This is a genomic window from Rhodanobacter aciditrophus, from assembly GCF_042679525.1.
GTDB lineage: Bacteria > Pseudomonadota > Gammaproteobacteria > Pseudomonadales > Marinomonadaceae > Marinomonas > Marinomonas aciditrophus.
The window spans coordinates 230824-250641 of record NZ_JBHTMN010000011.1 but is presented as its reverse complement, the minus strand read 5'-3'; the positions used below and the strand labels follow the sequence as shown (position 1 = coordinate 250641).

The window sequence follows — 19818 nt, the reverse complement described above, 5'->3', positions numbered from 1 at the left end:
GCGGAGGAAGCTCATGATACAACACACCCTTAAAGTGAGCTCCTCTGCTAACCCATCGAGGCATCCTGCACCCACCATCGAATTCAGTGAATTTACGAAGGTCTCCTTCCAATGTATGGCCAGTCCGTGTGAAATCCTGCTAGATATTAATGAAGCGGATGAATCAGAGATAACGGAACTGTGTCTCTCGGCAGTTTTAGAAGCTTGGCGTATTGAATACAAATATAGTCGCTACCAAGACACAAATACTTGGCATGAGTTACACAATCATCCTGATACACCCCAGATCATTGATTCTGAGACCCAATCTCTGATGGCATTTGCCTATCAAGCCTGGCAGCTCTCAGACGGTCGTTTTGATATCACTTCTGGGTTACTGCGCAATGTATGGTCTTTTAAACACAAGAGTCTACCGAGCCAAACTAAGATTGATTCGCTTCTAGCACACATTGGCTTTGATAAATTGATCTGGCATCCAGAGGATCCAAGCTTTCTGACTGTACCATCGGGTATGGAGTTAGATTTTGGAGGGATCGGCAAAGAGTATGCGGTAGACAGAGTCTTACATTTAATCGACCAACAGCTTAAACAACGAAATCTAACTTATCGAGTTTTGGTTAATTTTGGTGGTGATCTAGCCTGCCGCCAAAATCTAAAACATCCGATCCCATGGCAAATCGGTATAGAAAGTCTTACCCAAGAGAATCGTTCCGATATTTCTATTTTGTTAAGTCAGGGAGCCATTGCAACGTCAGGTGATACCAAACGATATATCACCATTCATGACAAGCGATATGGACATATTCTAAACCCCAAAACTGGTTGGCCTATCCAATCGCCCTATCGCAGCATCAGTGTCGCAGCAGACTCCTGTGTGCAGGCAGGTATGCTCGCCACATTCACCCTATTGCAAGGGCATGATGCTAAAACATTCATTTCCCAGACAGGCCTTGACTACTGGTTAAGAACCGAACAAAAAACCTACACAAATCGATAAAATAATGCTTTGCGTAGCAAACAAATGGTCTTATTATCGCGCCACTTTTTAACGATTGAGGGACACCATGAAAATCGTTTCTTTTGACGCTTTACGCACCTTGCATTTACCAAATGTTCATTACATCAAACCGGAAAACATGTACGCCCATTTGGATGATATTCGCGCCGCAGATTGGGTATTGTTTCCTGAATACTGGCAACTTAATGCACTGGTTCATGGTCTCAAAAAACGTATTTTCCCAAGCCTCGCGTCTTACATGATTGGTCACGATAAGGTTGAGATGACCCGTACCTTTATGACTGTCGCGCCAGCCAATCATCCTTACACGGAAATCACTGCAAACACCCCTTATGAATCAGAGCGCATATGGGACATGATGCCGACGCCCTTTGTTGCAAAGATCCCTCGCAGCAGCATGGGCAATGGCGTCTTTCTAATTGATAATCCTGTTCAATGGCGTGAGTATTTGGAAACGTCCAATATGATTTATGCTCAAGAATACCTGCCTATTGACCGAGACTTACGGATTGTCTGGGTAGGTAATAAGGTAGTTGGTGGCTATTGGCGGTTACAGGCTGAAAAAGGCTTCTACAACAACATCAGCCAAGGTGGACAAGTAGAAGTCGCTTTGATCCCGAAAGAAGCATTGGATTTGGTGGAATTTGTCGCCTCTTCCTTAGGCATTGATCATGGTGGATTTGATGTGGCCATGGTAGGTTCAATGCCCTACCTTATCGAGTTCAACCGTATCTTCGGTAACCAAGGGGTTAAAGACCTGCAAAAAAGCGTCGACATTGGCATCATGGATTACCTTGAAAGCCAAACACTGATTGAGACCCCCATTGATTTACTAGGATAAAAACTAAAAAGGAGTGCTGATAGGCACTCCTTTTTTATGTTACTTGTTGATAAGGCACTCAGTACTCTACCCACGCATCCCAACCTAAGGTTAACTCTTCTGCTTCTTCGGTTTTCTGGATACGTGCTGCAATTTTCTTAAGCAATGCGCTCATTTGGGCTCTCCTCTATAGAATGAAGCCATAATAGCGCCAGTATGTGACAGTCTGAATTTACTTATCCCTAAGGATCTTATGCAAAAATGCTATTAGATCTTTATAACTAATTAAAATCTCGGTAATTCTATCCCTTCAAACAAGGCGTCGACCTCTTGTCGAGATGGCGCAAGCATAGCGGCTTCAACCAACTCTCGTGTCAAATGGGGGGCAAACGACTGGATAAAGGAATACATATAACCACGGATAAAGGTATTGTTACGAATACCTATCTTAGTGGTACTGTCAGCAAATAAATGCGAGGCATCCAGTGCCACCAGATCACTGTCAGCGGCAGCATCATAAGCCATGGTTGCCACAATACCCACACCAAGTCCCAAGCGAACATAGGTCTTGATCACATCAGAATCCGCTGCAGTAAAGACAACGTTTGGTTCTAACTCGGCCTTTTGAAAAGCCTCATCTAACTGTGAACGCCCAGTAAACCCAAATACGTAAGTCACAATGGGGTGCTCAGCTAATGCTTCCAAAGTGAGCTTATCAAGCTTTGCCAAAGGATGATCTTTAGGTACCACAACAGAACGATTCCAAGTGTAACAAGGCAACATCACCAGATTACCAAACATCTCCAAAGCCTCCGTGGCAATGGCGAAGTCTACCGCCCCATCGTTGGCCATCTCGGCGATCTGCATAGGTGTCCCTTGATGCATGTGCAAGGTGACATCTGGATAACCATCGATAAAATCATGTATCACATTAGGTAAGGCATAACGGGCTTGGGTGTGAGTCGTAGCAATATCTAGGGAACCTTTTCGTTCATCGCTAAATTCTTTCGCCACTTTTTTAATGTTCTGAGTTTGATTAAGGATCTCACCAGCCAAAGCAATGATCTTTTCACCAGCTGGGGTAATATGAGTTAAATGCTTTCCGCTGCGTGCGAATACCTCGATACCCAATTCATCTTCCAACAGACGAATTTGCTTACTGACACCCGGCTGAGAGGTATAAAGGCTCTGAGCCGTAGCAGATACATTTAAGTCGTGTCGGGCAACTTCCCAGATATATCTCAACTGCTGTAGCTTCATGGACCATTATCCTTATTCTAAAAAGAGTTAAAAACATAAAAAAATATTACTTTATAGAATAGTAAAAAAGCTCTAAGGTTGCCACTACTAATCTAATAAAGATGATTCATATGGACTTTTTTTGGTATGTACTAGCTGGTCTTGGCGTTGGCCTTGCCGTTGGTATTACGGGTGTCGGCGGCGGCTCCTTAATGACCCCCTTACTTTTAATCTTTGGTTTCCCACCGCATATAGCAATCGGGACGGATTTACTCTACGCAGGTATCGCCAAAAGTACTGGCGTTTACATGCACGCACGCCGCGGCAATGTGAACTGGCGCATAATGGGCGCCATGGCTGCAGGAAGCCTACCGGCATCATTATTAACCGTATTGGCGCTCTCCAATTTCGAACACCCAGAACACTACCAGCATATCCTCACTTCAACCCTCGGGCTCATGCTGATCTCGACCGCATTGGTCATCGTATTTAGAAAACGTCTTCATAGTTTGTTTCAAACCAATCTATCCCAAACTAAAAGCACCCGATATATCTTTATCTGCGGCATTGTGCTGGGTGTGTTTGTCACCCTCACCTCCGTCGGTGCAGGAGCGCTTGGTACTGCTATGATGATGTTACTATTCCCTGCTATGGCTGCCCGAAATGTGGTCGGCACTGACTTGGCTCATGCGGTACCTTTAACACTTGTAGCGGGTTTAGGTCACGTTTTACTAGGGAACGTTGATTACTACCTACTGGCAGGATTATTAATTGGCTCCATCCCCGCTATTTACGTGGGCACTAAGATTGCTTCCTTTGTACCAAACAAGGTTTTACAGCCCATATTGGCGACGGCTTTGGCCAGCTTTGGCGTTAAGTATCTATTCTTTTAAGGCAAGTATGGCTTCTATAAGAAACCTGATCAACTCGTCAGGAATAGCACCCAAATATAAAAAGCACCCTATCAGGGTGCTTTTTTCGTTCTATAAGCCAATTTTTTAAGAACTTTCTTATCTTTCCTACTTCATTCTTATAAGAAAACCATGTAATGTCACTCAACCATGAAAAACAAAGCAAATTAATTGTTCAAAAAGTTATATTAGGAATATAAAAAATGAGTGATTCGCGTTTGGAGGATCTTAATATCGCCTCCTTGACACCGCTAGTAACCCCACAAGCACTTAAACAAGAGCTACCTGTAAGCAACGCTGTACGTGAGCAAATCGCCCAATCCCGTGATGTCATCAAAAACATCATGGACGGAAAAGATCACCGTATTGCTATTGTTATTGGCCCTTGTTCTATTCATGACACGGAAGCGGCACTGGATTATGCCCGTCGCCTAAAAGCCCTGTCAGAAAAAGTCAGCGACTCACTCTATATTGTTATGCGTACCTACTTTGAAAAACCGCGTACGACCGTAGGCTGGAAAGGTTTGATTAATGACCCTCACCTAGACGGAACCTTTGATATTGATAAAGGTATGCGTATTGCTCGTAAGTTGCTGATTGATCTTTCTGAACTGGGTCTGCCACTGGCTACTGAAGCTCTGGATCCAATTTCACCTCAGTTCTACCAAGATCTGATCAGCTGGTCTGCTATCGGTGCACGTACCACGGAGTCACAAACTCACCGTGAAATGGCATCCGGTTTGTCTGGCCCAGTGGGCTTCAAAAATGGTACTGATGGCTCCATGACGGTTGCAGTGAATGCAATGCAGTCTGTGTCTCATCCGCACTCATTCCTAGGCATTGACGAATCAGGCCTAGTTGCAATCGTTAATACCAAGGGGAACGAATACGGTCACCTAGTTCTTCGTGGTGGCAATGGTCTACCAAACTACAGTGCTGAACACATTGCTCAAAGTGAAGCTGAGTTAACGAAAGCAGGCTTGAAGCACAACATCATGGTGGATTGTTCGCATGAGAACTCAGCGAAGAAACCTGAGCGCCAACCTGAAGTCGCATTAGATGCCACTCGTCAGATCATTGAGGGTAATAATTCCATCATGGGCTTGATGATTGAAAGTAACATTGGCTGGGGCAATCAAAAAGTGCCAGCAAACAAGTGCGATCTACAATACGGCGTTTCTATCACTGATGCTTGTATTGACTGGGAAACCACAGAGAAAACGCTGCTTGAAATGGCTGAGACACTTCGGGATGTTTTACCAAAACGCCCTCGTGCTTAAACCTTATAGAACGCAGTTCAATTAAAAAAGGAGCCTTATGGCTCCTTTTTTTATGTGATCAGCATCATTTTAGGATTACATGAAAGCGTTATCTGTCACAGTGTGGTCAGTTTCGTCTTTCACTGCGGTTAAGCCGGGAACTTTTTCAATCAGGGTTTTCTCAACACCCTCTTTCAAAGTCAGATCGACTGCACTGCAACCCTGACAGCCTCCACCGAATTGCAACACTGCCACTTGGCCGTCGATCACTTCAACCAGTTTTACTTCACCGCCATGGGCCGCTAAGCCTGGGTTAATGTCTGAATACAAAACGTAGTTAATTTGATCTTCGATTGGGCTGTCTGCACTGACTTTTGGCATCTTAGCGTTTGGTGCTTTGATGGTTAGCTGGCCACCCATTTTCTCAGTCGCATAATCAACGAATGCTTCGTCTAGAAACGCCACTGAGTTTTTCTCGATATAAACACGAAGTTTTGGCAGATCTAAGATTTCATCTGTCTCATTCACTTCTTCTGGACGACAATACGCTAAACAAGTCTCCGCATACGGCGTACCCGGTTGCTGAATAAACATACGTACGGACATTCCATCAATACCCTGTTTGTCCAGTAGACCTGATAAGTACTCTTGCGCACTGTCAGTAATTGTAATGTTCATACTCACCCTTATTGAAACGTGTGAACTTAAAGAATGTGCTAATGTTACCCCAGTCCTCCCACAAAACGAAAGACCAAGTAAAAAAGTAAAGTATTTTTTCGCATTTGCTGGGGCAGACTAGAATCCTTAGGCCTAAAATTTTTAAAGATATAGATAAATATTCATTTTAGGAATAACGGATTTTTGATAGATTTACCCTACCTAAGAATTTATACAACAACGGTTCAGTCTTTTATGTATCAATACGACGCAATTGACCAGCAGCTAGTGGAAGAGCGTGTTGCACAGTTTCGTGATCAAACTCGCCGCTACCTGAATAACGAGCTAAAGGAAGAAGAATTTCTGCCTTTACGCTTACAAAATGGCCTGTATGTGCAGCGCTACGCGCCTATGCTGCGTATCGCCATCCCTTACGGCATGGTGTCTAGCGAGCAGTTACGCTTACTTGCTGACATTACTCGTCGCTACGATCGCGGTTACGGCCACTTTAGTACGCGCCAAAACCTACAATTGAACTGGCCGAAGCTTGAGGATGTGCCAGACATCCTAGCTGAGCTTGCTACGGTGCAAATGCACGCAGTTCAAACCAGTGGTAACTGTATTCGTAATACCACCACTGACCAATATTCAGGTGTTATTGCTGATGAGGTGGCAGACCCTCGTCCGTACTGTGAGTTGATTCGCCAGTGGTCAACTTTCCACCCAGAATTCGCTTTCTTGCCACGTAAGTTCAAGATCGCTGTGTGTGCAACGGACTCCGCTGACCGTGCCGCAACCCAAGTACATGATATCGGTCTTCATTTGAAGAAGAACGATGCAGGAGAGATTGGTTTTAAAGTCATCGTGGGTGGTGGTCTTGGCCGTACGCCTATGATCGGTGAAACCATCAGTGAATTCATTCCTCGCGCCGACTTACTGACCTACCTAGATGCCATTATTCGTGTCTACAACCAGCATGGTCGTCGTGATAACAAATACAAAGCCCGTATCAAGATTCTTGTTAAAGCTTTAGGTATTGAAGAATTCCGCTCACGTGTTGATGCTGAATGGGCTCACCTACGTGGCACAGAAAGCACTGTACCAATGAGTGAATTCGATCGCTTACAAGGCTTCTTTACTGAGCCAGCGTACGAATCTTTAGAAGACCAACCTGCTGAACTCACGGCAAAACTTGCTGAAAGCAGTGGCTTTGCCCGCTGGTACGAGCGCAATACGTTTGAGCATAAAAAGCCAGGCTACCGCATCGTGACACTGTCTCTTAAAAAGCCAGGTATTGCTCCAGGTGATGCAACAGCGGATCAGATGGAAAAAGCAGCCAACCTTGCAGATCAATACAGCTTTGGTGAATTGCGTGTCAGCCACGAACAAAACCTTGTGCTTGCTGACGTACCGCAGAACCAATTGATTGAGCTTTGGGAAGCAGCCAAAGAAAACGGCTTTGCGACACCTACTCTAGGTCTTTTGACTGACATGATTTGTTGTCCTGGCGGCGATTACTGTGGTCTTGCAAACGCTAAGTCCATTCCAATCGCAGAGCAGATCCAACAAACGTTTGATAACTTAGACTACCTATACGACATCGGCGAAGTTGATCTAAACATCTCTGGTTGTATGAATGCCTGTGGCCACCACCATGTGGGCAACATCGGTATCCTAGGGGTTGATAAGAAAGGCGAAGAGTTCTACCAAGTATCCCTTGGCGGCGCATCTGGCCATGACGCATCCATCGGTAAGATTTTGGGGCCTTCATTTGCCCAAGAGCAAATCGGTGATGTGATTCAAAAAGTCATCAATGTTTACGTTGGGGAACGCACCGAAGAAGAACGCTTCATCGATACATTCCGTCGTATTGGCATCAAACCATTTAAAGAGGCCGCGTATGCAAAAGCTAATTAAGAATGGCGAGATCGTCGACAACACTTATGTTTGGCAACAAGACCCTGAGGCAACGGCAACAGAAAACGCTATTGTTCCAATGCAAAAATGGCTCGATAACCAAGAGTCTATTGGCAAAGTGGCTGGGATTTGGATTGATGCCGGTGAAGGTGTTGAGCCTTTAGCAGATGTGGATCTTAGCCAGTTCCCTGTGATTGGCATAAACTTCCCTACTTTTATGGATGGCCGTGGTTTCAGCTATGCTCGTCTATTGCGTGAACGTCTGAATTACCAAGGTGAGATCCGCGCCTTGGGTAAATTTATGGCGGACCAGCAGGGTTACTTGATTCGCTGTGGTTTTGACAGCTTCGAGTTTGCAGAAGACGTGAATCTAGACATCGCACTGACACTGAACAAACCTTTCAGTGTTGCCTACCAAGGTGATGTGGCAGATCCTCGCCCGATCTTCCTACGCCGCGGATAAGCGCGTCATATCGATCTAAAAAAGCCGAGCAACTGCTCGGCTTTTTTGTTTCAAAGCTTTGAGCTTAGTCGCCTTTCATGTGTTCACTATTGACCACATGGTAAATGGGATATAAAACGTCGGCACCGAGAATTTTGGAGCGTTCAGGGGACCAACCCACTATTTCGTCCGGTAGATTCTCGTTATCTTTAAAAGGCATTTCCAAGGTTAAAGACAAGCAACGATAAGTATTGCCAACCCACTTGGAGGCAACCGTTAGGTTTGCTTCGCCGTAACGGGCAGGTTCATAACCGATTTCTGTTTGGAAGTCTGGGCTAACGGCCTCGAACATATCTTTAAAGATGTCTTCCATAGCGGCCATACGGTCATCATAGTTAGGCACACCATAACACCCGTCTACGAAGTTAACCGGCAAGGCTTCGTCCCCATGTATATCCAAAAACATGTCTACGCCTGTCTCCGCCATTTTCTTCTGTACGGCCAACACTTCTGGACTCATGGCCTCGCTCGAGCGCTTCCATTCTCGATTCAGGTTCACACCTTTACTGTTCACACGTAAGTTACCGTTCACTGCACCGTCTGGATTCATGTTTGGTACTACGTAAAAGCGGCACTGTTGCATGAGCGCACGGGCCACCGGATGGGACTCATCGAACAAACGCTCCAATAAGCCTTCCATAAACCATTCCGCCATGGTTTCACCTGGATGCTGACGGGCGATGATCCAAATGTTTTTCGCAAGACCTTGGGTCTTACTCACCTCTAGCATGGTGATATCACGCCCTTCTGCCGTCGTACTCAGATGATGTGTAATACAATCTTCGAAGTTAGAGGCCCATGACAACATATCAAGATGGCGTTCATAGCTATAGGGAGCAAAGTACGCATAATAGACACTGTCACGCTCTGGGGTATGGGTCACTACAAGCTGACCATCAACATATTCTGTTGGCACACGGAACCAGTGCTCACGGTCGTAAGACGCCACAGCTTGGTAATCTTCCCAGCCATCTGGATAAGCTGCCCCCGCAGCATTTTCAAAGCGAATCACGCACTGCTCACCCATGCCGCCTTGTAAGCGAAAATAAAACCACTGGTAGAAATCAGAGTTTGTATCTTTGGGTATCTTTACTCTAATATTGTCCGGCTCGTTGGCCTCGATAACGTCTATGTTACCGCCATCAAAGTAACTACTGATTGTGAGTCGGCTGGTCATTCACTCTTCCTTAACGCTAGGCTGTTAACTAATTATTATGTCAAGTTTACCCATATTCATTAGCGCTGTCGCTAACTCTACGGACGAACCTCATTTTCCACTGTTAATTACGTGGTCGACACATGATGGACAGATCAAGGAAGTGCTTATTACACCTGATGATGAGTGGCTTCATGAACACAGCATCGAACCTAATCTACAAAATCTAGACGAACAGCAACTGTATGAATTTGGTTATGAAGCCCAAGACATTCTTGCGGAGTGGGCAACAGAACTCGATACGGACACCCTGTATGCCATAGATGCTGACGTCGTCAATCTGCTGATTGAAAACCTTTACGACACCAAGGGTCTAGACCCTGCTTTTGAAGTGCTACCGATTGAGCAATGGTTCGCAGAACGAGATGTAAATCTCCATGAGGCACGCAGGGCAAATGGGGATGAGACGCCACTGAATCTGCTAAGCCCAGACGAACAAATTCTTAATGCCTTACAAGTGGCGGCTCAGCACGATTTGTTAGATCTTTCCAATTTAGAGCTAGCCGAAGAGTAACTCAATGCATAATGAATATCACTCCAAGTCTATGGCAGCTTAAGCAGTCCTTGCATACAGTAATATTTCATTCATCTTTTCAAGGACACCGTGGTGAAAGATATATTGCCAGACTTGTTTGATCTTTATCCTAGTTACGTCAATATTGCGGACCCCATTTTTCAGGACTTTGGCGGACGTACGGAATTCCATGGTGAAGTGGTCACCGTGTACTGCTTTGAGGATAACAGCCGGGTCAAGGAGCTAGTACAAACCCCAGGGCATGGCAAAGTCATGGTAGTAGACGGTGGCGGCAGTAAGCGCCGGGCCTTGTTGGGGGATATGCTGGCCGAAAAAGCCGTACAAAATGGTTGGGAAGGTCTCGTCATTCATGGTGCTGTTCGAGACGTGGCAACCCAATCGCAACTTGACCTTGGCATCAAAGCCTTGTGTGCCCAGCCCCGCCCAACCGAGAGAAAAGGCCTAGGGGAAGTAGGCAAGACCCTAAACTTTGCAGGCATTACTATTGCAGATGGGGATCACATTTACTGTGATCTAAACGGAGTATTGGTCGCTAAACAACCCCTTGCCTTACCTTAGCAAGGGGCTGTATTTCCTAGTCCACTAGGTAATAGGTCACCGTAGAAACCACGCGAACGTTTTTAATATGCGGATTGTTTTGATCCCGGTCAGATATTGAAAACTGTCCTTGTGAGGCTTGCTTTATCTTCCCCAGACGACTGTCAGAGTCCAAAGCAAACTTCTCCCCCACTTCCCGAGCATTTTCAGTCGCTTGCTCGATCATTGCGGGCTTAATGAGATTTAAATCCGTATATAAGTACTCTGTACGTGTTTGGTACATATCACCTGATAACACCACCCCTTGTTTACCTAAGTCAGACAGTTTGGCTTGGGCGTCACGTACCATCTCAATATTATGGGTATAAACGGTCACTTGTTGATTGGCGTTGTAACGGAACTCTGCGCGCCCCGATCCTCCGTACTGTTGGGCTATTTTATCGACAATGGCCGGAGGACTAATGGTTATCTCCTCCTGTTTAATCCCGTTATCCTCAAGAAAGGCTTTTACTTTATCGGTATTAGCCTCTACTTCCTCATACAACTGCTCGAGCTGGTTTGAGGCCACCACAAACTGAATGGGCCAGATGGCAACATTGGCCATCACTTCACGCTCTGCCAATCCTTTTACTGTTACATTGCGCTCATAGGCTTTTAACTGATTGGCTGTAGTATTGACGATCCAACCCGCCCCCAAAAGACCGACAACTAGGCTAGCTCCTAGAATACATGCCGCGACATTCACTTTCTGCACCATATGCCCTCCTTGACTCAGTTACTTAGTGCTTTCCAGCTTAGATAAAAAAAGGGAAGCGTGCTGCTTCCCCTTTAACATTCACTCATGGTGAACAAGTTCTGCTCACTAGCAGACTTACCTTAAAGATAGACCAATAGGCAATGTCTCGCCAACAAGGCGGGACATTTCTTCATCGCTGTACTCAGCGCTTGTATCAAGTCTTGTGACCCAAAGCACAGGACATTTATCTTTCTTAAGTTTTACTTGGACCTTATTGCGCAGTGCCAACAACTCTTTGGAATCATTGTCACTGGATGGTTGCACCATTAAAACGGAAGCAAGGCCAGCAAGTTTGCGTTTTTTCCAATCTTCCTTCAGGGCAGATTCAACCAGTTTAAGGGCATCTTTTTGAGGGACTTTATGCTGGTCGTCGCCCACTAATAGTTGTCGTGACGCAACACGTCCCACGGTCCACCAAGCCGTATCCGGCTCGGAAGATTTTTTGAGTCGCCTCATAAGCCAATCAATGGACTCAAGCTTTTGTTCCATAGGTAATCGCTCAAGGGCACCCACCATACGAATCATGTCATCACTAGACTTGGTAGTTAACGCTTTTTGCTTTTCTCTAGAGCGCTGTCCGGCTGGGGAATAGTATTGGGCAAACTGCTTATACAAATTAGATTGCATGGCCTCAGTCAAACCACCAGCGATACGTCGATAAAGGGTCCAATGCTGCCCCCAAACAGGCGCCACATCAAATTTCGGCCCTTGCTTAGTCGCATTCAAGGTTTGCTCAACTCTGGCCTCATCCCCCAATGCCCCGTAGCCAGGACGCAAACAATACCCCACCAATTGTAACCACTGACGCTCGTGCTGAGCCGATTTACCACGTCCGGATTTAACTGCTAATAGTTTGTCCGCAAGACGTCGATTGGTTGCCAGATTCCACTCATCTCGATCCCCTAAGATACGATCTAAATCTTGCTTTAAAGACTTCACTAACTCAGGGTCGGCTTTTTGTCCTGGGGCAGAAAAGCATTTCACTAAATGCTCTTCTGCTTGCCCCATATTTGGATGTAAGTGGTCATCTTGTTTTTCAGTAGAGTCATTCGCATCATTCTGACTGGAGACGCCGAACTGCAGAGTCCATTGATCACTCTGTCCCTGAGCTTTAAGGGACACTTGAAGCACCCCCACCTCAGTCATGGTTGCCGAAAGGGTCACATCCACTTCAGCTAATCCATTTACCCCATCCAGCTCGGTGACTAGGTTTGAGACGAAATGCAGCCCGTCATTAGCGCTTATGATCTGACCTGAAGCAACCTCCATATGATCATCAGAACGATAAAGAGGAAATTGAACCTGCTCACCCATTTTAAGTTTAAACACTTGAGAGAGTGAAACGGCCTCTTCCTTAAGGTGACCTTTAGGTAACAAACCTATAAAACTGCCATCGGCAAGTTGTAATAACAGGTTGTGGGGCACACCACTTTCAATACGCTCCGCTTCACCCGCTAAGGATTTCAAGTACCAAGCAGCTCCTTTTGCCACGGCATCATTTGGCTCTGAGGCATCGCAAACGACCAAAGGACTTTCTGACCATTGATTGAGTTGCTCAAGGACCCGTTGCTTTAGTTTCGGGCTGTTAAACAAACCGCCATTAAACAATACGGCATCAGGCATGCAAGTGCCGTTGGCTTGTTCAATGTCAGTCTTATGTCGAGCGATAAACGAAGCCAGATGACGTGAAAAAGCGGCATCATGTTCATAGGGTAAACCGAGGGTGTGTACGGCATAGGTACTCTTCTGCAATGTATCCTCTAGGGATACAAAGGGCAAAAAGCCTGATTCCACTTGTTCTAGCAACATGTCCCGAGACACGGTAAATTTTTGCGACCCGCCGATCAATCGACTACCGCCCCCTAAGACTGTTAGGGTCGTTGAATCAGGAGCGTCGTCGCTTAACAATGTTTCTTTGGCTTTACGGGTTTGCTGTACCAATGCCGCCAAGCGAGAAGCCGACAAGCTGGAAATCTGCCTTGGATCTAACTGATAAGCCAATGCCTGATCAAGGTTATCGCCGCCCAACAAAAGATGATCACCCACTGCCACTCGCTTTAGGGCCGTTTTATCTTGGTCAGTATGCTGTATTCGAACCAAGCTAAAGTCTGTCGTGCCGCCACCAATATCCACCACCAACAACATATTGGCCTGTTCTAATGATTTCAGGTTGTCTGGATTACGAATAAAGTGATAACAGGCAGCTTGGGGCTCTTCTAACAAATATAGCTTCTCAAGCCCAGCCATCTTGGCTGCCTCTAGGGTTAAGGCGCGGGCCTCTTCATCAAATGACGCAGGTAGAGTCAACGCAACGTCTTGAGAGGCTAAAGGGGCATCAGGATGAGCATGATCCCAAGCTTGTTTGATGTGGGTTAACAAATACGCGCTGGCTTGTAAGGGGCTAATTTTACGGGCACCCTCTTCGCTACCCCAAGGTAAAATAGCTTGCTTACGGTCCACTTGTCGGTGGCTTAACCAGCTCTTAGCACTTTGAACAAGTTGACCAGAACGGCGCTGGCCTAGTTCCAAGGCACCATGCCCTACGATCACATCCATCGCTTGATTGCGCCAAGGCAAAACAGGCTCAATCTTGCCAAGCTCATCTTTAGCTAATAGGTACACCGCACTGGGTAACTGTGTTCCATTGCGCACTGTGCCATCAGGCATGAACTGGGGGATACTAAAGAGTTGAGGCTCTGACTCCCCCTTTGACAAAAAGGACACCACACAATTAGTGGTGCCTAAATCAATACCGACTCGATAATGTGATCCCGCCATTAAGCATCCCTAACTTGGAATTCGATGGTCCAAGCTAAATCAGAGTTCACATCATGGGCTTGAAGCATCAACAAACCAAGCTCCGTTACCCGAGAGGATAAAATCACTCGAACCATATCACCTTCTTGGTAATGGCCCGCATCTAAGGCGATGGATAAAGGGTTTAATTCATCCAATGCAGGAACAGAAAACGATGGGATCACCTTACCGATAGGATCCATCTCAGCACCCTTTGATTGGAAGAATCTAAAGGTTACCGTTTCGCCCACCACCAAAGAAAACTCATTAGGCAACATCTGCTCTTCTGAGCCTTCCTCTAAACCAAAAGGCGCCACACATAGGGCATCTACTGGAGGAGCCATACCAGGAATCGCAGGCATAGGGCTGGCAACACCAATGTAATAATTGGCTGCTAACCCACTTTTAACCTTCACGCCTCCTTCAAGCTGCACTTTCTCATAGAATGCAGCACCTTTGGCTACCGCATAATCAAGATGGGAAGGCGCAAGCATGGTTAACTCAGTATGCTGGCCGAGCATCTCATGTAGACGCTGCTCGAGTAATGCTCGGATTGGGACAGCATTGAAGACACCACCGTTGAGCAATACCTTGTTTGGCACCACTTCTACTGTCGCGAGAAATTCTGAAATATGGCGTGTAATGGCTGGGTCTGCTTCGTAATCCAAATTAATCGCGGCAAAACCAGAACGCTGGCCCTGTTGAGCACGTTCACCTAAAGTCACTGAAGGGAAAAAACCTGCCAATAACTGCTGTTGCACGTCATCCTGTGTCAAAGTCGCTTTGATACTGTTATTAAACAGACTACGCCCACGACTAGGTACCACCACAGTGGCCTCTGTAAGTTCGATATTACCAAGCAGGCGTTCTTTTGCTTCACGACAGGCTTGAGTCAGCCCCGTAATTTGCCAAGGTTCTAACTGAGTCCCCTGCTGTGCCAACTGGCCAGCTAAGTGGTAAGTCAGAGTCATGTCCATGTTATCGCCACCAAGCAAAATATGGCGACCAACCGCCACACGCTCTAGGCCTAAACTTCCCTCTTGATCAACTGCTTGGATAAGCGATAAGTCAGTGGTGCCACCGCCAACGTCCACCACAAGGATGTGATCGTTTACGTTAAGACTGTCTGTCCAATCACCTTGATCCGCTAACCAAGCATAAAATGCGGCTAAAGGCTCCTCGATCAGGCGTGCACGCAAACCTACCTTTTGTGCAGCACTTTCAGTAATAGCTCGAGCAGCAGGATCAAAGGAAGCTGGAACAGTGATAACCACTTGCTGGTCAGACATAGGGGCGTTAGGAAACTGATGGTTCCAAGCATTCACTATGTGCTCTAAATACCATTCGGTCACTTGCGCCGGAGACACCTTCTCCACTTCTTCTAACCCATCGACTGGCAGGACTTGCTCATCCGCATTGACCCGGGTGTGGCAAAGCCAGCTTTTCGCACTCTGGGCCATACGGCCTTGGGATTTAGCGCCCAGCTCTCTAGCCAATGCACCGACAATCACATCGACCTTGCCCCAAGGCAATTGGCGGTCACTTTCCAGGAATTCTGTTGCATGTGGGAAGTAAGCAAAGGACGGCAAAAGTGCCAAAGACTCAACTCGACCCGGCGCCGTTAGCTGTGGAATCTGGAGTTGCTTAAGGACTGTATCTTGACCTTTTTCAGCATAAAAAATCGCAGAATGTGTGGTACCCAAATCAATACCAATAAAAAACTCCGACACCTAGACCTCCACTTCTGCTGGAGCAAGAATGGCTAAGCCTTCCGTGCTGGTCACTTTGGGTAAATTCGTTTGCGTCACTTTCCAACCTGGGTGGATCAAGGTGCCTGTGTAGGGGCCTGATCCTGTCACACGGCCTTCCAGCTTGATGGACTTAGGATCATAGTCCGCTGCCACTTCTACACGGCTGTTTTCTGGTGAGCTGTGTACTGGCGCAATGGTAAAGTATTGAGATACCACCTTGGCACAACCGCTATGGATCTGACGGGCTGCGGCACCGACTTCTGCATCGCCGTAACCATCAATGTTTTCTTGTACAAAATCAATCAAGCGTGCGTCTTGTTGTAGCAGTTGTAATAACTGCAAGGCCCCATCTTCATTCACTGAGTCCAGTTTTGGCGCCTGCACTTCCACTTCTTTAATGACTTCTACGGTCTTAGTTATCACTTCTGGCTTGGCTTCAAAAGCAAGCTTTTCACCGCTTGCCACCGCTTGACAACGGGCAGCGTAATCACCGTTGCCCATGTATTTAAATAATTGGCCAAAAGCGCCAAAAAAACGTGGCAAGAAACCAATCGAGTTAAGTTGTTTGTCAGACATAGATATTATCCGTTTTGCATTTCTTCGAGCTCTACCCAACGCTCCATAGCGTCTTCTAGGGCTTGTTCTTTGGTAGCGATGTCGGCCAAAGTTTTTTGTACCACATCCTGATCACCCGTATAAAAATCTGGCGCTGCAGCCTTTTCATTTAAGGCTTCTAAATCCGCCTCAAAGTTTGCTAATACATCGGGCATTCCATCAAATTCACGCTGCAGTTTGTAACTTAGTTTGGCCTTTGGCTTTGCTGGGGGAGCTTTGGTTTCCTCCACTGGCGCAGCTTTCTTCTCCACCTTGACGGGCTTTTCTACCTCTAGGGTCGACTCAGTTGGGAATTGACCACCTTGGCGAATCCAATCTTCGTAGCCACCCACGTATTCACGTACGACACCATCACCTTCAAAGGCAATGGAACTCGTTACTACGTTGTCTAAGAAGGCACGGTCGTGGCTGACGAGTAGCAAGGTACCGTCGTAGTTCATAAGTAGCTCTTCCAACAACTCTAGCGTTTCTACATCCAAGTCATTGGTGGGCTCATCAAGAACCAATAAGTTCGCGGACTTGGTAAACAACTTAGCCAAAAGGACACGGTTACGCTCCCCTCCTGACAAGGCTTTCACCGGTGTGCGAGCACGTTCTGGGGGAAATAGGAAATCCTGCAAGTAGCCAATTATGTGGCGGCTTTGGCCATTGATTTCAATGGTTTCCTTACCCTCAGCCACGTTATTAGCCACGGTTTCTTCAGGATTTAACTGATCACGAAGCTGATCGAAGTAGGCAATTTCAAGCTTTGTGCCTTGACGGACAGAACCTTCATTAGGGGTTAATTGCCCGAGAAGTATTTTTAAGAACGTACTTTTACCACAGCCATTTGGGCCAATCAGTCCAATGCGGTCCCCACGGCTAACCATGAGATCCATAGGACGTAAAATGAGCTTATCACCAAAGGCATGGGCCACTTGGTTAAATTCCGCCACCAATTTGCCTGACTTTTCTTTCGTCTCTAGAGTCATTTTGGCAGTGCCTTGGCGGTTAATACGCTCTTTGCGCTCTTCACGAAGGGCTTTCAATGCGCGAACACGACCTTCATTACGAGTCCGACGCGCCTTGATGCCTTGTCGAATCCAGACTTCTTCTTCTGCTAACCGTTTATCAAACAAAGCATTGGCACGGGCTTCTTCTTCTAACAGTTTTTCTTTGTACTCCAAGAAGCCATGAATCGTGCCGCTGTAAGACAAGATATTACCGCGGTCCAATTCAACGATACGATTAGCAAGGTTCTCTAGGAAGCGACGATCGTGGGTGATAAACAAGATTAAGCCACGGAACTGCTTAAGCTGGCTTTCCATCCATTCGATGGTAGGCACGTCCAAATGGTTAGTCGGTTCGTCCAAAAGCAATACATCAGGGTTTGATAGTAGTGCTTGGGCAAGGATCACCCGACGGCGCCAGCCACCGGATAATTCTGACATCAGCTTGTCAGCAGGTAGAGCTAATCGTTGAATCATGTGATTCACTCGTTGCTCTAGATCCCAACCTCCACGCTTATCTAATTCGTTTTGAATGGATGCCATTTCGTCTGCGTTGGCGTCAGAGAAATCTTCCAATAAGGCGTTATAACGCAGCATCATGTCATGAATATCGCCAGCACCTTCGCTGACTACTTCACGAACTGTTTTGTTATTGGCTTCAGGAAGCTCCTGTGGCAATTGTGCCACCCTCATGCCTCCTTCAACTCGCACCACACCTTCGTCCGGGATAATCTCGCCGGCTACAATTTTTAAGAAGGTAGATTTGCCAGCACCGTTGCGTCCGATGATGGCAACTCGCTCTCCCGCATCCGCGGAAAAGCTAACTTTTGAGAGTAACGGATTGTGGCCGAAAGCCACACTTACCTGATCGAGTGTTAATAGACTCATAATATTCCGTAAAAACAGGGTCAATTTCGTGGCGCCATGTTACCACTCTTGCCCTTGTTGTTTTAATAAAAGCCATGGATTTAAAAAATAAATCCGTCAGTCAGGGCATTTTTTGTGCGAGATACACTCTTATATTGACCTATATTGATACATAACCCGCTTTAATATTCAGAAGGTTATGACTACCGCATACATTAATGTATAAAGTGACATAACATAAAAAGTATAACGTTCATCTTTACGTCATAGTTTGAATTTTCGCCATGGAGAACACAATGAGGCTGAAAAACAAAGTTGGCCCTATTACGGCAATAGCCATCACAGGTATCACTGTTATTTGGATGTATGCTGGAGGGAATGGCATAACCACTGCGCAAGCGGATGTGGCATCCCCCCCTTCCAATTCAGGGATGGAAAACTCTGAAGCACCAAAGATTACATCCGTACAGGCACAAACACTGACCGCAGAATTCATCACTAACACTCTTAATCTTAGTGGTCAGACGGCTTTTAATACCTCTTTAACTCTCATCAATCAGCTGCAAGGACAAGTGACTAAGGTAAACGCCAGCAAAGGTGATTACGTTAAAAAAGGTGACATCATTTTAGAAATCGATCACCGAACTTTGGATGCTCAGATTCTTCAAGCACGGGCTGTTATCAAACAACGTACTTTAGAATTGGATGGCGTCAAGCGTCTAAGTGGCCAGCAACTCACTTCCCAAGTCAGCGTCGCCGAAGCTGAAGCGGCCCTATCTACCGCCAAAGCGAACCTAGCAGCGATAGAAGTTGATCTTGAGCACGCTCAAATAAGAGCCCCGTTTTCTGGTATTTTAAACAACTTTTCTATCAAAACAGGCCAGCAGGTAAGTGTAGGAGACGATTTAGGCACCCTACTCGATGTCTCCCCATTGGTTGTTGAGGTCAACGTACCGCAAATTTATTTGGGACAGGTACCCGTCGGCACCTTTGCACGGGTCACACTCGACAACGGTGAAACAGTAGAAAGTGTGGTGCGCTACAGTAGCGCTCAAGCTGACGCCGCAACCCGCACCTTGCCTGTTGAACTTGAAGTCCAAAACGAAGATTACAGTATTCCTGCTGGTATTAGTGCTCACATTAGTTTCGAGCTTAGCGAAACCAAAGCCCACTCCCTTTCCCCCGCATTACTATCGGTCGATGATCAAGGGGACATGTCCGTTAAAACCCTTAACGTCGACAATCAAGTAGTGGAAAACAAGGTCACTATTATACGTTCTGACCGCGATAAGGTTTGGGTAACAGGCTTGCCTAATAACGTTAATGTGATCACTGTGGGACAAGGTTTTGTGTCCGTTGGTGACACCGTGGAAGCCCATTATCAGCGTTAAGG

17 protein-coding genes are annotated in these 19818 nt (G+C 46.3%); 9 read left to right on the top strand and 8 right to left on the bottom strand.

What is annotated here, in order from left to right; translation table 11 throughout:
- Nucleotides 1-13: 13 nt before the first annotated feature.
- Nucleotides 14-997: an FAD:protein FMN transferase gene (locus tag ACFQ45_RS10175; RefSeq protein ID WP_377367285.1), complete on the top strand. Its 984-nt coding sequence runs from the start codon at nt 14-16 to the stop codon at nt 995-997.
- 67 nt (nt 998-1064) lie between these two features.
- Nucleotides 1065-1859: an ATP-grasp domain-containing protein gene (locus tag ACFQ45_RS10170; RefSeq protein WP_377367284.1), complete on the top strand. Its 795-nt coding sequence runs from the start codon at nt 1065-1067 to the stop codon at nt 1857-1859.
- Between the two features lie 264 nt (nt 1860-2123).
- On the opposite strand, the gene cysB is transcribed toward ACFQ45_RS10170, so the two are convergent.
- Nucleotides 2124-3098, bottom strand: a complete 975-nt coding sequence (cysB, locus tag ACFQ45_RS10165) for an HTH-type transcriptional regulator CysB (RefSeq protein ID WP_377367282.1) — start codon at nt 3096-3098, stop codon at nt 2124-2126.
- A gap of 110 nt (nt 3099-3208) precedes the next feature.
- Between cysB and ACFQ45_RS10160 the strand changes: the two genes are divergently transcribed.
- Complete coding sequence (locus ACFQ45_RS10160; protein ID WP_377367280.1) at nt 3209-3970, top strand: sulfite exporter TauE/SafE family protein; 762 nt, start codon at nt 3209-3211, stop codon at nt 3968-3970.
- A gap of 221 nt (nt 3971-4191) precedes the next feature.
- Nucleotides 4192-5268: a 3-deoxy-7-phosphoheptulonate synthase gene (locus tag ACFQ45_RS10155; RefSeq protein WP_377367278.1), complete on the top strand. Its 1077-nt coding sequence runs from the start codon at nt 4192-4194 to the stop codon at nt 5266-5268.
- Nucleotides 5269-5343: 75 nt separating this feature from the next.
- Here the strand turns inward: ACFQ45_RS10155 and nfuA are convergent, their stop codons facing one another.
- A complete protein-coding gene (gene nfuA / locus ACFQ45_RS10150; RefSeq protein ID WP_377367276.1) occupies nt 5344-5925 on the bottom strand; it encodes a Fe-S biogenesis protein NfuA in 582 nt (193 codons plus the stop codon).
- A 183-nt stretch (nt 5926-6108) separates the two neighbouring features.
- Between nfuA and ACFQ45_RS10145 the strand changes: the two genes are divergently transcribed.
- Together ACFQ45_RS10145 and ACFQ45_RS10140 are read left to right on the top strand one after the other, a co-directional pair.
- Nucleotides 6109-7821, top strand: coding sequence for a nitrite/sulfite reductase (locus ACFQ45_RS10145; RefSeq protein ID WP_377367274.1), 1713 nt, complete (start codon nt 6109-6111; stop codon nt 7819-7821).
- A complete protein-coding gene (locus ACFQ45_RS10140) occupies nt 7805-8284 on the top strand; it encodes a DUF934 domain-containing protein (protein ID WP_377367272.1) in 480 nt (159 codons plus the stop codon). The genes ACFQ45_RS10145 and ACFQ45_RS10140 overlap by 17 nt, the downstream gene beginning before the upstream one ends.
- 64 nt (nt 8285-8348) lie before the next feature.
- Here the strand turns inward: ACFQ45_RS10140 and ACFQ45_RS10135 are convergent, their stop codons facing one another.
- Nucleotides 8349-9500, bottom strand: coding sequence for a M14 family metallopeptidase (locus ACFQ45_RS10135; protein ID WP_377367270.1), 1152 nt, complete (start codon nt 9498-9500; stop codon nt 8349-8351).
- A 142-nt stretch (nt 9501-9642) separates the two neighbouring features.
- Between ACFQ45_RS10135 and ACFQ45_RS10130 the strand changes: the two genes are divergently transcribed.
- Both ACFQ45_RS10130 and ACFQ45_RS10125 read left to right on the top strand, forming a co-directional pair.
- Nucleotides 9643-10053 (top strand): hypothetical protein, encoded by a 411-nt coding sequence (locus ACFQ45_RS10130; RefSeq protein ID WP_377367268.1) that lies wholly within the window; start codon nt 9643-9645, stop codon nt 10051-10053.
- A gap of 93 nt (nt 10054-10146) precedes the next feature.
- Nucleotides 10147-10632 carry a putative 4-hydroxy-4-methyl-2-oxoglutarate aldolase gene (locus ACFQ45_RS10125; protein WP_377367266.1) on the top strand — a complete coding sequence of 162 codons (486 nt, stop codon included), beginning with the start codon at nt 10147-10149 and terminating at the stop codon, nt 10630-10632.
- Between the two features lie 16 nt (nt 10633-10648).
- Here ACFQ45_RS10125 and ACFQ45_RS10120 read toward each other — a convergent pair whose 3' ends face one another.
- The 5 genes from ACFQ45_RS10120 to ACFQ45_RS10100 all read right to left on the bottom strand — a co-directional run bounded on the left by ACFQ45_RS10120 (nt 10649) and on the right by ACFQ45_RS10100 (nt 18446).
- The gene (locus ACFQ45_RS10120; protein ID WP_377367264.1) at nt 10649-11368 is read right to left on the bottom strand and encodes an SIMPL domain-containing protein; all 720 of its coding nucleotides are present in this window, start codon (nt 11366-11368) and stop codon (nt 10649-10651) included.
- A 114-nt stretch (nt 11369-11482) separates the two neighbouring features.
- Nucleotides 11483-14185 (bottom strand): hsp70 family protein, encoded by a 2703-nt coding sequence (locus tag ACFQ45_RS10115; protein WP_377367262.1) that lies wholly within the window; start codon nt 14183-14185, stop codon nt 11483-11485.
- Complete coding sequence (locus ACFQ45_RS10110) at nt 14185-15933, bottom strand: Hsp70 family protein (RefSeq protein ID WP_377367261.1); 1749 nt, start codon at nt 15931-15933, stop codon at nt 14185-14187. Before ACFQ45_RS10110 ends, ACFQ45_RS10115 begins: the two co-directional genes overlap by 1 nt.
- Entirely contained in the window at nt 15934-16530 is a 597-nt protein-coding gene (locus ACFQ45_RS10105) for a DUF2760 domain-containing protein (RefSeq protein WP_377367259.1), read from the bottom strand.
- A gap of 5 nt (nt 16531-16535) precedes the next feature.
- Nucleotides 16536-18446: an ATP-binding cassette domain-containing protein gene (locus tag ACFQ45_RS10100; RefSeq protein ID WP_377367257.1), complete on the bottom strand. Its 1911-nt coding sequence runs from the start codon at nt 18444-18446 to the stop codon at nt 16536-16538.
- 275 nt (nt 18447-18721) lie between these two features.
- Between ACFQ45_RS10100 and ACFQ45_RS10095 the strand changes: the two genes are divergently transcribed.
- Nucleotides 18722-19816, top strand: coding sequence for an efflux RND transporter periplasmic adaptor subunit (locus tag ACFQ45_RS10095; protein WP_377367255.1), 1095 nt, complete (start codon nt 18722-18724; stop codon nt 19814-19816).
- The last annotated feature ends 2 nt before the right edge of the window (nt 19817-19818 follow it).

Bases quoted from the DNA above. Each gene is read 5' to 3' on its own strand.
- ACFQ45_RS10175 (WP_377367285.1), top strand. From the start codon at position 14: ATGATACAACACACCCTTAAAGTGAGCTCCTCTGCTAACCCATCGAGG.
- ACFQ45_RS10170 (WP_377367284.1), top strand. From the start codon at position 1,065: ATGAAAATCGTTTCTTTTGACGCTTTACGCACCTTGCATTTACCAAAT.
- cysB (WP_377367282.1), bottom strand. From the start codon at position 3,098: ATGAAGCTACAGCAGTTGAGATATATCTGGGAAGTTGCCCGACACGAC.
- ACFQ45_RS10160 (WP_377367280.1), top strand. From the start codon at position 3,209: ATGGACTTTTTTTGGTATGTACTAGCTGGTCTTGGCGTTGGCCTTGCC.
- ACFQ45_RS10155 (WP_377367278.1), top strand. From the start codon at position 4,192: ATGAGTGATTCGCGTTTGGAGGATCTTAATATCGCCTCCTTGACACCG.
- nfuA (WP_377367276.1), bottom strand. From the start codon at position 5,925: ATGAACATTACAATTACTGACAGTGCGCAAGAGTACTTATCAGGTCTA.
- ACFQ45_RS10140 (WP_377367272.1), top strand. From the start codon at position 7,805: ATGCAAAAGCTAATTAAGAATGGCGAGATCGTCGACAACACTTATGTT.
- ACFQ45_RS10135 (WP_377367270.1), bottom strand. From the start codon at position 9,500: ATGACCAGCCGACTCACAATCAGTAGTTACTTTGATGGCGGTAACATA.
- ACFQ45_RS10120 (WP_377367264.1), bottom strand. From the start codon at position 11,368: ATGGTGCAGAAAGTGAATGTCGCGGCATGTATTCTAGGAGCTAGCCTA.
- ACFQ45_RS10115 (WP_377367262.1), bottom strand. From the start codon at position 14,185: ATGGCGGGATCACATTATCGAGTCGGTATTGATTTAGGCACCACTAAT.
- ACFQ45_RS10105 (WP_377367259.1), bottom strand. From the start codon at position 16,530: ATGTCTGACAAACAACTTAACTCGATTGGTTTCTTGCCACGTTTTTTT.
- ACFQ45_RS10100 (WP_377367257.1), bottom strand. From the start codon at position 18,446: ATGAGTCTATTAACACTCGATCAGGTAAGTGTGGCTTTCGGCCACAAT.
- ACFQ45_RS10095 (WP_377367255.1), top strand. From the start codon at position 18,722: ATGAGGCTGAAAAACAAAGTTGGCCCTATTACGGCAATAGCCATCACA.